Source organism: Cryobacterium sp. LW097, assembly GCF_002205495.2.
Taxonomy (GTDB): Bacteria; Actinomycetota; Actinomycetes; order Actinomycetales; family Microbacteriaceae; genus Cryobacterium; species Cryobacterium zongtaii.
Genome location: NZ_CP021992.1, coordinates 3,130,462 through 3,144,145, shown reverse-complemented (window position 1 = coordinate 3,144,145; position 13,684 = coordinate 3,130,462). Strand labels below are relative to the sequence as shown.

The 13,684-nt window shown below is 69.9% G+C and carries 16 protein-coding genes; 8 read left to right on the top strand and 8 right to left on the bottom strand.

The window, feature by feature from the left end:
* Positions 1-43: 43 nt before the first annotated feature.
* Together B7495_RS14780 and B7495_RS14775 are read left to right on the top strand one after the other, a co-directional pair.
* Complete coding sequence (locus B7495_RS14780) at positions 44-1,051, top strand: hypothetical protein (RefSeq protein ID WP_088457251.1); 1,008 nt, start codon at positions 44-46, stop codon at positions 1,049-1,051.
* Positions 1,052-1,118: 67 nt separating this feature from the next.
* Entirely contained in the window at positions 1,119-2,075 is a 957-nt protein-coding gene (locus B7495_RS14775; RefSeq protein ID WP_088457250.1) for a hypothetical protein, read from the top strand.
* 5 nt (positions 2,076-2,080) lie between these two features.
* Here the strand turns inward: B7495_RS14775 and B7495_RS14770 are convergent, their stop codons facing one another.
* Positions 2,081-2,722: a TetR/AcrR family transcriptional regulator gene (locus tag B7495_RS14770; RefSeq protein ID WP_088457249.1), complete on the bottom strand. Its 642-nt coding sequence runs from the start codon at positions 2,720-2,722 to the stop codon at positions 2,081-2,083.
* Between the two features lie 84 nt (positions 2,723-2,806).
* On the opposite strand from B7495_RS14770, the gene B7495_RS14765 reads away from it, so the two are divergent.
* From B7495_RS14765 to B7495_RS14750, 4 genes are read left to right on the top strand one after another with little or no spacing between them, the layout of a single operon-like run.
* Positions 2,807-3,802, top strand: coding sequence for an ATP-binding cassette domain-containing protein (locus B7495_RS14765; RefSeq protein WP_088457248.1), 996 nt, complete (start codon positions 2,807-2,809; stop codon positions 3,800-3,802).
* Positions 3,799-4,641 (top strand): ABC transporter permease, encoded by an 843-nt coding sequence (locus B7495_RS14760; protein WP_088457247.1) that lies wholly within the window; start codon positions 3,799-3,801, stop codon positions 4,639-4,641. Before B7495_RS14765 ends, B7495_RS14760 begins: the two co-directional genes overlap by 4 nt.
* 34 nt (positions 4,642-4,675) lie before the next feature.
* Positions 4,676-5,062, top strand: coding sequence for a VOC family protein (locus tag B7495_RS14755; RefSeq protein WP_088457246.1), 387 nt, complete (start codon positions 4,676-4,678; stop codon positions 5,060-5,062).
* A 5-nt stretch (positions 5,063-5,067) separates the two neighbouring features.
* Entirely contained in the window at positions 5,068-5,703 is a 636-nt protein-coding gene (locus tag B7495_RS14750; protein WP_240632266.1) for a GyrI-like domain-containing protein, read from the top strand.
* Positions 5,704-5,826: 123 nt separating this feature from the next.
* Here the strand turns inward: B7495_RS14750 and B7495_RS14745 are convergent, their stop codons facing one another.
* Positions 5,827-6,624, bottom strand: a complete 798-nt coding sequence (locus B7495_RS14745; protein WP_088457245.1) for a LysR family substrate-binding domain-containing protein — start codon at positions 6,622-6,624, stop codon at positions 5,827-5,829.
* 131 nt (positions 6,625-6,755) lie between these two features.
* Here B7495_RS14745 and B7495_RS14740 point away from each other — a divergent pair, with 131 nt between their 5' ends.
* Entirely contained in the window at positions 6,756-7,196 is a 441-nt protein-coding gene (locus B7495_RS14740) for a DUF5997 family protein (protein WP_088457244.1), read from the top strand.
* A 107-nt stretch (positions 7,197-7,303) separates the two neighbouring features.
* On the opposite strand, the gene B7495_RS14735 is transcribed toward B7495_RS14740, so the two are convergent.
* Entirely contained in the window at positions 7,304-7,972 is a 669-nt protein-coding gene (locus B7495_RS14735) for an alpha/beta hydrolase (RefSeq protein WP_088457243.1), read from the bottom strand.
* A 202-nt stretch (positions 7,973-8,174) separates the two neighbouring features.
* Here B7495_RS14735 and B7495_RS14730 point away from each other — a divergent pair, with 202 nt between their 5' ends.
* Complete coding sequence (locus B7495_RS14730) at positions 8,175-8,762, top strand: NUDIX hydrolase family protein (protein ID WP_088457242.1); 588 nt, start codon at positions 8,175-8,177, stop codon at positions 8,760-8,762.
* A gap of 60 nt (positions 8,763-8,822) precedes the next feature.
* Here the strand turns inward: B7495_RS14730 and B7495_RS14725 are convergent, their stop codons facing one another.
* The 5 genes from B7495_RS14725 to B7495_RS14705 form a co-directional block, all read right to left on the bottom strand.
* Positions 8,823-9,791 (bottom strand): nucleoside hydrolase, encoded by a 969-nt coding sequence (locus tag B7495_RS14725; RefSeq protein WP_088457241.1) that lies wholly within the window; start codon positions 9,789-9,791, stop codon positions 8,823-8,825.
* Between the two features lie 98 nt (positions 9,792-9,889).
* Positions 9,890-10,381, bottom strand: coding sequence for a GNAT family N-acetyltransferase (locus B7495_RS14720; protein WP_088457240.1), 492 nt, complete (start codon positions 10,379-10,381; stop codon positions 9,890-9,892).
* Between the two features lie 253 nt (positions 10,382-10,634).
* Positions 10,635-12,179: a DEAD/DEAH box helicase gene (locus B7495_RS14715; RefSeq protein ID WP_088457239.1), complete on the bottom strand. Its 1,545-nt coding sequence runs from the start codon at positions 12,177-12,179 to the stop codon at positions 10,635-10,637.
* Between the two features lie 311 nt (positions 12,180-12,490).
* On the bottom strand, positions 12,491-13,126 hold the full coding sequence (locus tag B7495_RS14710) for a DUF1684 domain-containing protein (protein ID WP_088457238.1): 636 nt from the start codon (positions 13,124-13,126) through the stop codon (positions 12,491-12,493).
* Between the two features lie 4 nt (positions 13,127-13,130).
* Positions 13,131-13,682, bottom strand: coding sequence for a hypothetical protein (locus tag B7495_RS14705; protein WP_088457237.1), 552 nt, complete (start codon positions 13,680-13,682; stop codon positions 13,131-13,133).
* Positions 13,683-13,684 lie beyond the last annotated feature (2 nt).

Below are 13,684 nucleotides of genomic sequence, written 5' to 3'. Positions count from 1 at the left end.
CGCGGGGTGTGACAGGCTGGGTGCAACAATGATGGGGGTTTCATTGGTTGAGAACGTCTACGACGACCCGTATGACCAGGCGCTGGCTGATCAGCGCTTCCTGGCGGCGGCGACCGCGGCCCATACCGGTCGGTGGAACCTGCTCGATGCGCTCTGGTGGGAGTGGCACCCTGAAGACCCCGCCCCGAGCGGGAGCCCGTCGCCCATCCACCGGCTGCGGGAGCTGCAACGCCGGGTCTTCGCGGCGGATGGCGACGCTGCCGGCGACCACGCTGTGGCCCAGGTCGTGCGGGAGCTCGAGGCCGAGATCGTGGCCGAACGCTCGGCCGCGACGGACGCGATCACCGCCGCCCACGCTGACCTCAGGCGCCGCATGGCCGACCCGGAGCCGACCGCCCCGACAGCCGACGGCCCGCCGCACCTCGACCCGACCGAGGCCACCGGCGACTCACCCGCACCGGCGACACCCGCCGAGGTCCCGACCGGGCGCACCGCGCGCCGACGGTTGCTGCCCTCCGCGATCGTGGCCGTGGCCCTGGTCGCGGCAGCCGTGATCGGCGCGGTGTTGGGCAGCCGGCTCACCGAGGCGGCCTCGTCGCCGGCGCCGTCCGCGAGCGCCACCGCCGAGACACCCGGCAACCCGGCGGCGCTGTTCGCGCAGGCGCAGCGTCCGGAGGACATCCCCGCGCGGGCGATGTCCGCCACCTTCGAGCCGGACTCCTTCAGATATCTGGGCTCGGCGGGGTGGGCAGAGGGCCCGAACCTGGTGGGGCGGTCACCGTTCTACGCGGTGCGGGCGAGCGGCAGCCTGATCTGCCTCGTTGCGATTCCGGAGGGCAGCGGCTACCTGTCGACCTGCGCTCTCGAGTCGGAATATCCGTCGATCGGGTTGCGCCTGTCCTGGGAGAGCGCTGACTACCTCGCGCAGTTGCCGCCGGACTTCTACGTGGAGGACGAGATGGGCGACATGATCGGTGATGTCACCGTGATCTGGGGCCGCACGGGTGAGGTCACCTCGGAAATGACGCTCCGCTCGCCCACCGGCCCGTAGCCCCCCACCGGGGTGAGCGCACCGCCGGCCCGTGTGTCAGGCTGTGCCCAGCGATGAGGGGGACCCAGTGGCACAGCACCACGACGACCTGTACGACCTGGCGCTGAACGACCCCGAATTCCTCGAGGCGGTGCGCTCTCACCACGCCGGGAGTTGGGACGTTCTCGACGCGCTGTGGTGGGCATCGCATCCGCTCGACACGTCGCCGGGCGGCTTGCTCGCGCCGCTGGCCCGAGTGCGTGCTCTGCAACACCGGGTGTTCGCGGCGGACGCCGACGCCGCGGGCGATCATCGGGTGCACGAGGACCTGCGCAGGCTCGAGGCCGAGATCATTCGGGAGACCGGCGCCATCGATGCGGCCGTGATCGCTGCGCAGACGGGTGTCGGCGCGGCGCTCGCCGGAGCCGACAACCTGGGTGGCCCCGGAGACACCGCCGAACCCGACGCGGTCGGCGAAGCGGATGACTGGCCGGCGGCGGATGCGCCTCGTCCCGCCGCGGGGCGACGGCGGTTGTTGCTCATCGGCGGACTCACCGCCGCGGTGCTGGTGGGCGTGATCGTCGGCGGACAGTTTTCCGCCGGCACCGTGCCGGGCGGCGCGCCCGCGCCCTCGACCACCGCTGCCAGCACTTCACCACCCCTCGCGCTGTCGGCCTTCCAGCGGGAGCAGACGCCGGAGGACCTGCCCGCGATCCCGCTCCCCGAGGTGTTTGACCCGCCGACCCTGCGGCAACTGGGTTCGATGGGCTCGGTCGAGGCGGGATCCGTGCCGCAGCTGGTCTATTACGTCGCCCGCACGACCTCGAACATGGTCTGCCTGATCGTGGTGCCCCAGACCCTGGACTATTTGTCGACGTGCACCCTGGAGCAGGAGTTCCCGGCGACGGGGTTGCGGCTGTACTGGCGGGCGGAGGGAATCTTCTCGTCGCCGGTCGACGGCTCCCTGACGGGCCCGCTGAATACCTACCTCACCTGGCGACCCGACGGGAGCGTGGAGTTGGGCTCAGAGGCAGCGGTCGGCTGAGGCGGCTACAGCCCCTGCTCCACCATGTCGATCACCCGGGTGATCAGGGTCTGCTTCACAGGGTCCGGCAGGGCCCGCAGCGGCCCGTCGATGAACAGTTCCGCCAGCCCGTGCACGGCAGACCAGGCCAGGAACTCCGCTGCCGGCCGGCGCTCGGCCGGCAGTAGACCCTCGGTCACCAGATCATCGAGCGCGACGGTGAGCAGCTGGAACGGGGTGAGGCCGCGCTCGCCGGCGCGCGCGGAGCTGGTGGCGCTCTCCAGGTCCGACGACGCCGAGAACGCGGTCTGGAATCGGCCGGGCTCCTCGAGGGCGAAACGCAGGTACCCGGTGCCCACGGCGCGAAAGCGCAGCCGGGCCGACTCTGTCGCGTCCGTCGCGGGGATGCGCGCCTGATCGGCCTCGATGGCCCCCGCCACCAGCGCCTGGCAGCTCGAGCACACGGCATCCAACAGCGCTTGCCGGTCAGCGAAATGCCGGTACGCCGCGCTGGGGGTGACCCCGACCCGCCGGGTGGCCTCCCGCAGCACCACAGCGGACGGCCCGCCCTCGCCGGCCAGGTCGACGCCGGCCTCGATGAGGGCGCGGCGCAGGTCGCCATGCCGGTACGAAGTTCGCGCCGGAGAATTGCCGAGACCCGTTGTCAACGCGCATCCGTTTCGTTACGATAAAAGCTCACATGTGCACAACGTACACATATCAGTGTAGCCATCCGACGGCAGGGGTATGGCATGACAATCATCGAAGCCTTCGGGCTTACCAAGACCTACAAATCCAAGTCCGGACCGGTGCACGCGCTCGCCGGACTCGACCTGACCGTGCCGCGCGGCACCGTCAAGGCGATCCTCGGGCCCAACGGTGCCGGCAAGACCACGGTGGTCAAAATCCTGACCACCCTCATCCGGCCCGACACCGGCACCGCTGTCGTGGACGGCATCAACGTGCTCGAGGACCCGAAGGCGGTGCGCAGCATCATCGGGGTTTCCGGCCAGTACGCGGCCGTCGACGAGAACCTCACCGGCTTCGAGAACCTCGAAATGGTGGGCCGGCTCTACCACCTCGGCGGCGCGGCCTCTCGTCGGCGGGCGCAGGAGCTGATCGACCTGTTCGAGCTCACCGCGGCCGGTAACCGGCCGGTGAAGGGCTTCTCCGGCGGCATGCGGCGACGCATCGACCTGGCCGGCGCCCTGGTGTTCAACCCCAAGATCCTCTTCCTCGACGAACCGACCACCGGGCTCGACCCGCGCAGCCGGATTGCGCTGTGGGGCGTGATCAACAAGCTCGTCGACAACGGCACCACGGTGCTGCTCACCACCCAGTACCTCGAGGAGGCCGACCAGCTGGCCGACAGTATCGCGGTCATCGACTATGGCAAGGTCATCGCCGAGGGCACCTCCGACGAGCTCAAGGCGCAGATCGGCGGCCACCGGGTGGTGATCGCCCTGGTCGACGCGGCCGACGCCCCCGCCGCCCGCGAGGTGCTTGCCCGGTACGGAGCGGGTGAACCGCAGGTTTCCAGCGACAGACGCGGCCTCGACGTGGCCGTGACCGACGGCCCGCCGGCGCTGCAACAGGTGCTCGCCGACCTGCGTACCGCCGGCATCCAACTGCACGACGCCGGCATGCGCCGGCCCACTCTCGATGACGTGTTCCTCAAACTCACCGGGCACAAGGCCGACATGGCGGCCGGCGAAAACGAAGACGACAAGATGGAGAAGGTGAAATGACCGCCACCGCCACCCGGCCCGCCCCGGCGCCGCCCACCTGGAACCCGCTGTCGCTGTGGTATTCGGACGGCTGGACGACCACCAAGCGCAACCTCATCAAGATCAAGCGCACCCCGGACATGCTGGTGTTCGCCGTCATCCAGCCGATCATGTTCGTGCTGCTGTTCAGCCAGGTGTACGCCGGCGCCATCGCGGTGCAGGGCACCGACTACGTGCAGTTCCTGATGGCCGGCATTTTCGCCCAGACGGTGGTGTTCGGCTCCACCTTCTCCGGGTCGGCCATGGCCCAGGACCTCAAGGACGGCATCATCGACAGGTTCCGCAGCCTGCCGATGAGCTCGTCGGCGGTGCTGGTCGGCCGCACCAACGGTGACCTGGTGCTCAACACCATCTCGATGATCATCATGATGGCAACCGGCTTCCTGGTCGGCTGGCGGGTGAACTCGTCGATGGGCGAGTTCTTCGCCGGACTCGGGCTATTGCTGCTGTTCAGCTATGCGTTCAGCTGGGTCATGGCGCTGCTGGGCATGAGCGTGCGCTCACCCGAGGTGATCAACAACGCCTCGTTCATCATCCTGTTCCCGATCACCTTCATCTCCAACGCGTTCGTGCCGATCGAGACCCTGCCCGACCCGTTGCGGGTCTTCGCGGAACTCAACCCGGTGTCAGCGCTCGTGCAGGCCGCCCGCGAACTGTTCGGCAACGAGGGCAGTGCTCCGGTGCCGGATGTCTGGACGCTGCAGAATCCAGTGCTGACCGTGCTCATCGGGGTTGTTGTGCTGCTCGTGGTGTTTGTGCCATTGTGCATCCGTAAGTTCGCCTCGATCAGCTCCCGCTGACCGGGTTCGGAAACTCAACCAGAGGGAGCTGATCATGACAACATCAGAACTGACCTACCTGCGTGGCTTCAGCGGGTTCGCCGTGCCGGACCTGGAGGCAGCCCGCGGCTTCTACCGGGATGTGCTCGGACTCGACGTCGTGGACAACCCGATGGGCCTGCTGGAAATCACCCTGCCGGGCGGCGCGATGGTGATCGTCTACCCCAAAGAGGACCACGAACCCGCGGTGTTCACCATCCTCAACCTCGCAGTGGCCGACATCGAGCTGTCGGTGGATGCCCTGGTGGAACGTGGTGTGGAAATGCTGCGCTACGACGGCTTCGAGCAGGACGAGCGGGGAATCGTACGCGGCGGCGGGATGCCAACCGGCGGCTGGTTCGCCGACCCGGCCGGCAACGTCATCGCAGTGATGGAAGCCTGATTTTGGTGACCGAGGTCGCGACCGCGCCGTACGACGTGAAGCGAGAACTGCGCGCAGTGTACGCCCCGAAGAACCGGGACTGGGAGATGCTGGTGGTGCCGCCGCAAAGCTTCCTCGCCGTGGACGGGTCGGGGAATCCGAACACGGCGCCGGCCTACGTCGAGGCCGTCGAGGCGCTCTACGCGGTGTCGTACACGGTGAAGTTCACCAGCAAGCGCGGTGGCGGCCGCGACCTGGTGGTGGGCCCGCTGGAGGGGCTCTGGTACGCCGACGACGCATCCGTGTTCAGTGCCCGCGACAAGGCCGCGTGGAGCTGGACCATGCTGATCAGCCAACCGGACTGGGTGAGCGACGGGGCGATCGAGGAGGCCATCACGGCGGCCCGCGGCAAGAAGAAGACGCTGCCCGCCCTCGACCGGGTGCGCATAGAGCGGCTCGACGAGGGACTCTGCGCGCAGCTGCTGCACGTGGGCTCCTACGACGACGAGGCGCCGGCGCTGGCCCGGCTGCACGGCGAGGTTCTCCCGCAGGCGGGCCTCCGCGAGCGCGGCCGGCACCACGAGGTCTACCTGGGCGACCCGCGCCGCGTCGCGCCGGAGAAGCTGCGCACGGTGGTGCGGCAGCCGGTGTCGCTCGCGTAATTGCGCGACCCACTTCCGCGAGTTGCCCACCTGCGGACGAGTTGCCCCGGTGCGCCGGGGCAACTCGTCCGCAGCGGGGCATCTCGGGGGTGGTGTTCCCCGCGGGGACGTGCGGGAGGCGGGTCAGCGACCGCCGCGGCGCTTGCCGGCCTGCGGGCTGGGGGAGTTGCGGGTGCGGCCGGCGCTCTGCGTCTTGCGCGCGGTGGCCGGTTTGGCCGCCGCAGCCGCGGCGCGCACTGCTTTGGCGGCGGCCTTGGCCTTGGCGGTCTTCTTTTCCTTCTTCACGGGCTCGTCGCCGGCCGCGACCGCGTTGGTGCGTGAGCTGTCCGGGGTGCGGCCGCGCACGATGCCGATGAACTCCTCCACGTCGGGCGTGGTGTCAACCGTGCGCCAGGCCAGTGCGATGCGGCTCTCGGCGGTGTCCTCCACCGGCTTGGAGACGACATCCTTGCGGCTGTGCAGGCGGGCCACCGAGTGCGGCAGGATGACGATGCCCACGCCGGCGGCGACCAGTTCCATGGTCTCGTCCATGTCGCGCATCGGCGGCAGCGGGCGGCGGCTGCCGTCGCGCACCTCAACGGCCGCGTCGCGCCACTCGGGGACGTCGTCGGGATCCTGCAGCAAGTGCTCGTCGACCAGGTCGGCCACGACCACGCTGTCGGCGTCGGCCAGGAAGTGATCCTTCGCCATCACCAGCACGGGGATCTCGTTGTACAGGTTGATCAGGCTCAGGCCGTCGTCATCGATGGGCAGGCGCACCAGGCTCACGTCGGCGCGGCCGTCGCGCAGAACGAGCTCCTGATCGGCGATGCTGGTGCGGAAGACCGAGAGCTCGACCTCCGGGCGCCGCTCGGCCCAGATGCGGGTCCATTTGGTGGGGGTGACCCCGGCGACGAAGGCAATGGAAAAGGTCACCGGCATCCTCTCGTGTGCAAAATCAGTGTGGGTGGTGGCTCCGCGGGCGCGTGCGACGTGCCGGCGGCGGGCCGTTTTGGTGGTGTCCGGGCGCAGGACACCGAAACCATAGTGCTCTCAGGCTATACGCTGGAACCATGAGCGAGAAGAAGCCCCAGACCATGAAGCCGGCCACGGCTGCCCAGAAGCTCGGGATTCTGCTCGAAGCAGCACCCGAGGAGTTCCAGTCCACGCCGGTGTCCCGCACCGAGCTGGCCGCCCTCGAGGCGAACCCGCCGGAGTGGCTCACCCAGCTGCGCGCCAACGGCCCGCACCCCAAGCAGGTCGTCGCCGCCAAGCTCGGCGTGTCGATCTCAGGCCTGGTGCGCGGTGAGGTCACCGAGCCGCTGACCAGCGCCGAGATCCAGGCACTGCTGCAGCAGCCGCCGGCCTGGCTCGTCACAGAGCGCGCCACCCAGTTCGAGGTGCGCGAGGAGCAGATCCGCGTGAAGGACCGCGATGCTGAGAAGGCCCGCAAGAAGGCGCACGCCGAGCGTTTCGCCGCACAGAACGAGAAGGCCGCCCGCAAGAACTCCTAGCTCTCTGGTTTCACCGAGTTGCCCCGCCCCGGACGAGTTGCTCCATTGGGACGGGGCAATTCGTCCGTTCGGGGGCACGTCGGGGCATCCGTGCCGGGGTGCGCCGGTCAGGCGGTCGGCACCGCCGGAGCCGCGTACTGCTCGCGCAGGAACGCGACGATCTCGCCGAGTTCGGCCTGCGAGATGGAATGGCCCATTCCCTCGTAGATGCCCTCGGTGAGTGTGGAGTGCGCCGGCAGCCAGGCTTGGGTGCGGGCGACAGCGCCCTCGGGGATCACCGGGTCCAGAGTGCCGCGGCCCCAGAACACCGGCGGCGCGAGCTCTTTGAGCCGTGCGTCGCCCGGATGCGTGCCGCTGCCGATGAACCCGGACAACTGCACCGCGAACGCGAACCGTTCCGGCGCGTGCCGCATCAGCTGCAGCGTCATGGCGCCGCCCTGCGAGAAGCCGAGCAGGCCGATGGACGTGGGCTGCTCGGGGAGGGCGTCGAGCCACTCGATGATGCCGAGCGCTGCCGCGTCGAGAGCGTCACCGACGGGATCGCCGGGCACCCCGATGGGAAACCACGACCAACCCTGACCGGCCGGCAGTGGCGCCCGCAGCGCCGCGATCGTCGGCTGCAGCGGCAGGTGCGGGGCCAGCGCGAACAGATCGCCCTCGGTCGACCCATAGCCGTGCAGCACCAGCAGCAGCGGGCGCCCCACCCGGTCGGGTGCGGCGGCCGACCACAGCACGGCGGCCGGATCGATCGGCTCGGGGCGGATGCTGGTGGCCATGTGTCGGTTCCTCACGTCGGTGTCGACGCAGGTACAGCGCCGACTCCCTCAATCCTTCCACGCCCGCCCGAGACCCGCGGGGTCTCGCGAACTAAGACCTAAGGCCCACGAAAGTGCCTTTTCTCACAGCTCGCGGGGTCGGGGCGGGCGGACTCGCGGACCCCGGTGGTGCATCCGCGGCTCTCGTGAGTGAGAATGAACTATGAGCGTGCGCACCCCTGACCCCGATCCGGACTGGACGCCTGGCGGGGATGACGCACCGCCGCCCAACTCGAACCCGGGTTGGCTGAGCGATGTCGAGCTCGCCGAGATCCGCCAGCGGCTGCCGCTGCTGTACGTCGAGGCCGTGCCCGTGCGCGTCGACGGTCTGGGCCAGGTCGTCGAGGTCGGTGTGCTGCTGCGCGCCACCCCCGAGGGCAAAATGACCCGCACCCTGGTCTCCGGCCGGGTGCTCTACGGCGAGACCCTGCGCGACGCCCTGTTCCGGCACCTCGAGAAGGACCTCGGCCCGATGGCGTTCCCGCAGCTGCCGCCGAGCCCGGTGCCGTACTCGGTTGCCGAGTACTTCCCGATGCCCGGCATCACCGCGTTCACGGATGACCGCCAGCACGCCGTGTCGCTGGCCTACGTCGTGCCCGTCACCGGCACCTGCGACCCCCGCCAGGATGCCCTCGAGCTCACCTGGATGACCCCGGAGGAGGCGGCCACCGACGCCGTCTCGGCCGAGATGGAAGGCGGCCGCGGCGGCCTCCTGCGCATGGCCCTGGCCTCGGTCGGCGCCCTGCGCTGACCCCCGCATCCGCGAACTGTGACCTAAGCACCTTCGCGGGCGAGTTTTTGGGCTTTTCTCTCAGTTCGCGAGGGGGGAGAGGCCCAGGGTGTCCAGGAACAGGCGGGCAAAGCGTGGGGCGTCCACGTCCAGGGCGACCTCCACGACCTCCCAGGTGCCCGCGGTGCCGTGCAGGATGTCTTCGCCCACCCGGCGACGCTGGTCCACGATGGTCTGGCCGCGACCGTACCCGGTGAGCTCCACCCGCACGGGCAACAGTCGGGTGGTCAGCGCATCCGGGTCGACGAGCGCGCAAAGCGCCCCGGCGTCACCGATCAGCCCGGTGTACTCGGCCGCGCTGTTCTCGCTGCGGGCGACCCGGTTCGCCAGCAGCGCTCCGACCACCCGCCCGTAGCCGGAGTCGCCGCTCTCCAGCGCGATGGCCAGGTCGCGGTCAACGCTCACCTGGTTGAAGACGTCCAGCCCGTACATGAAGGTGGGGATGCCCGCGTCGAGTACGATCGCCGCCGCCTCGGGGTCGTGCCACACGTTGAACTCGGCCACGGCAGTGGCGTTGCCCACGCTGGCCGAGCCGCCCATGAACACGATCCGTTCGATGTTCTCGGCCAGGTCGGGGTACTGGCGCAGCAGCAGCGCGAGGTTGGTCTGCGGGGCCAGGGCCACCACGGTCACCGGGCGGGGGCTGTCGGTGATGAGCCGGCGTATCAGCTCGACGGCGTTGACCGGCGCCGGCGTGCGCTCGCCCGGCGGCAGGTGCACGGTGCCCAGACCGCCCTCGCCGTGCACGTGCGACGCGCTGCGGGCCGGCGAGATCAACGGACGGCGGGCGCCGGCCGCGACCGGGATGTCGGGAGCTCCGGCGACATCGAGGATCCGCAGGGTGTTCTCCACGACCCGCTCGAGTGAGGCGTTGCCGGCGACACAGCTGATGCCGAGCACCTCTATGTCGGGGTGGGCGACGGCGAAGAGGATGGCGAGGGCATCATCGACGCCGGTGTCGACGTCGAGGATCACAGGAATCGTAGGCATCCCCTGATTTTACGGTGCCGGGCGTGGCTGGTGGGCGCGCGAAAGCCCGACCCCGCTGGGCGGGATCGGGCTCGGCTCAGGGCCTGGGTGGCCGGCTGCTAACGCTCGAGGCGCACCTCGCGGAATGGTTCGCCCAGCACCTCTTCGGTGCGCTCCTGGCCGTCGGGCAGGTAGCCGTTACGGGCGTAGAAGCGGTGCGCGCGGGGGTTGTCCGCGGCGACCCAGAGGTAGGTGGGGCCGGGATCGACGACGGCGTCGAAGAGGGCCTGGCCGATGCCGGTGCCCTGGTGGGCCTGCAGCAGGTAGACGAAGTAAAGCTCGTGCTCGGTGGGCTTGCCGGCGTCGCGGCCGGGGCCGCTGCCGGCGAAACCGACGATCTCGCCGTCGAGTTCAGCCACGACGTGGCGGTAGCCGGGGCCCTGCACCGAGAAACGGCGCCACATTTGGGCAAGGCGTTCCGGGTGCAGCTGCGACAGTGCAGCCTGGCTGAGGATGTGGTCATAGGATTCGTGCCAGCAAGCCGCGTGGACGCGGCCCAGGCTGTCGGCATCCGTCTCGGTGACGGGCCGAACAACAACGGTGGTGTTCATACTTCGACCCTAACCCCGGCCACCGACCCCGCCGAACCATCCAGCCGCCGGCCCCGCCCTGCCCCTCGCCGGCCCGGCCCGAGCACTACTCCCGCACTTTCAAGGGATGCGCCGGTGGCACCCCAGAATCACGCGGCGGAACCCCGGCCGGGCAGAGGTCTGCAGGAGTTATGCAGCCAGGGCCGGGGAACGACGAACGGGCCGGCCCCGTGAGGAGCCGGCCCGTTCGGGTCGTACAAGCAGTACGGGCTGCCTAGCCCTGCGCGCGGCGCGGAGCCGAGCGACGGGCGCCGCCGCCGGTGGAACCGGAGCCGCGCACCAGTCCGCCGACCTGAAGGCCACCGGAGCGGCCGGAGCCGCCGGTGCCCGAACCTGAACCACCCGTGCGGGGAGCGTGGCTGCGGCCGGAGGAGGCCGGACGCTCGGTGCGGTCGCGACGGGCGCCACCGGCGGCGACGGCATCGCCGCTGCGGCCGCCACGGCCACCGGCGTCGCGTGAACCGCGGCCGCCGTTGTCGCGCTCGTCACGGTTGACGCGCTTGCGCTGGGCGTTGGCGCCCTGCGAGCGGCCGCCCTGCGACTGGCCGTGCGGCTGCTCGACACGCGGCACCGGCTTGACGTACGCGGCCACGTCACCGGTGAGGGCGACAACGGCGGGCGACGACGCGTTCACGCGCTGCGGGGTCACCGTGATGGCGGCCTTGCGCAGCAGCTGGTCGGTGTCGCGCTTCTGCGCGGGCAGCACGATGGTGACGACGTCACCGGCGCTGCCGGCGCGGGCGGTACGGCCCGAGCGGTGCAGGTACGCCTTGTGCTCTGCGGGCGGGTCGACGTGGATGACGAGTTCGATGTCGTCAACGTGCACGCCTCGGGCGGCCACGTCGGTGGCGACGAGAACCTTCACGTCGCCGGCGCTGAACGCGGCGAGGTTGCGGTCACGGGCCACCTGCGACAGGTTGCCGTGCAGGTCGACGGAGGGGATGCCCGCATCCGTCAGCGCCTTGGCCAGCTTCTTGGCGTGGTGCTTGGTGCGCATGAAGAGGATGCGGCGACCGCTGCCCGAAGCGAGCTTCTCGATGAGCTCCTTCTTGCTGTCGGCGCCATCGACCTCGAACACGTGGTGGGTCATCGCGGAGACGTGGCTGGTGGCCTCGTCGACGGAGTGCAGAACCTCGTTGTGCAGGAACCGGCGCACGATCTTGTCCACGCCGTTGTCGAGCGTGGCCGAGAACAGCAGGCGCTGGCCGCTGGACGGGGTCTTGTCCAGGATGCGCGTGACGACGGGCAGGAAGCCCAGGTCGGCCATGTGGTCGGCCTCGTCGAGCACGGTGATCTCAACGGAGTCGAGGTTCACGAAGCCCTGCTTCATGAGGTCCTCGAGGCGGCCGGGGCAGGCCACGACGATGTCGACGCCGGCCTTGAGCGCGGCGACCTGACGGTTCTGCGAGACGCCGCCGAAGATGGTGGTGGTGTTCAGGCCGTAGGCCTCGGCGAGGGGGGTGAGCGCCGCGGTGATCTGGGTGGCCAGCTCACGGGTCGGCGCGAGGATCAGGCCGAGCGGGCGGCCCGGGCGGCGCTTGCCGCCGGCGAGCTTGCCGCCGAGGCGGGACACCATCGGGATGGAGAAGGCCAGGGTCTTGCCGGAGCCGGTCTTACCGCGGCCGAGGACGTCGCGGCCCTTGAGGGTGTCGGGCAGGGTGTCGACCTGGATCGGGAACGGGCTGTCGATGCCCTGCGAGGTGAGCACGGCAACGAGGGGAGCGGGCACGCCAAGCGCGCCAAAGGAAGTTTCAGACAAAGTGGTGCCTTTCGGGGCATCAGTCTCCTCGCTCGAACCGGTGACGCACAGAGCGACGGCCGGAGCCAGGAGGATTCACATGGCGAAGGTGCCGATGGGCACATCCGTTCGCCGTAAGAAAGTTTCATTCGGAAATCGAGAGGGCCGCCAGCAACGAGTCATACTCGGGCGAGGCGGCCGTCGATAAGAAGAGGGCGTTCTACGACGCAGTGAGCGCAACTACGCACTCACAAGTACCCCTACTCTAGCGGATGCTGTCAAGCGCGCAGCCAGAATCCCGCCGTATCAGGGGCTGGCCGGGACTTTCGACTCTAGTCTCTGGGCAGGTACAGTTCGCCGACCGGCACCTCGGCGGTGACGATGTTGCCGGCCTGCGGCAACGGGCAGGCCCACATCGGGTCGTACGCGCAGGACGGGTTGTACGCGAAGTTGAAGTCCAGGATCAGGCTGTCGTCGCCGGTGCCCGGGCCGAGGTCGGCGCCCTTGATGGTGTCCAGCAGGTAGCGGCCGCCGCCGTAGGTGCCGCCGGACTTACCCGCGAGGGCGTCCTTGAGCGGCAGGAACAGGCCGCCGCCGTAGCTGGCGAGCCGCCAGAGGTCGAGGGAGCCGATGTAGGGCAGCCGCACGGAGCCGACCAGGTCGAACGGCACGACACCGTCGGTGCCGGTCTCCACCGTGATGCGCAGCGGCTCCGCTGCCCGGTGCACCTCCACCTCGAAGCGCCAGTCCGGGTCGTAAGCTGCGACGGTGAGCCCGGTGAATGCGGCCCTGTCGTCCGGCAGCAGCGGCGACGCCGGATGCCCGGCGAAGAGTTCATCGCGCCCGGAGCGCCAGAGTTCGTGGCCGGCGGCCGGCTTGCGAGCGCTCAGCTGCCGCACCCCGCCGTAAAGCCCGAACACGCGGCGGCGCCAGTCGGCGATCTGCAGGGCTCCGATGCTTGTGCTCATACCGTCAGGCTAACCCGTCGTTCCCGTCAGGGCCCTCGGCCGCGCCCGCGGCCACGAATGCGGGATCGTCGGCGCCCAGGTCGTACTGCCAGGTGGGCGCCAGGGCCTTGAGTCGACGCATCCGCAGCTGCCAGAACGCCCAGAGGCCGGGCCACACCGCCAGAGTGGCCGGACCGGCGGAGAAGATCAGCTGGTCGCGGTAGAGGGTCTTGCCGGTGCCGGCCGGGTCGGGGGAGATGGCCATGCGGTGGTCCCAGTGCGTGAGCGTCTTCATCGCGCCGGAGACGCCGTTGCCGGTGTCGTGCACGATGCGCACGCCGTCCGGGGTGGTGCGCATCTCCAGCCGGATCATCTGCTCGCCCAGCGGCACCAGGCCCAGACCGCTCATGGTCACCGGGTGCTCTCCCGGCGTCCAGCGGGTGGGGAAGCCTTCCGTTTCGAGGGAGGCGATGCTCATCAGCGGGCCGCTGACCTCGCGGAACACCGTGGGGCTCGCCAGGGCCCGCCAGGCGGCATCCGGGGTGCAGTCGAGGATCTCTTTCAGCAGTACGCGCATGC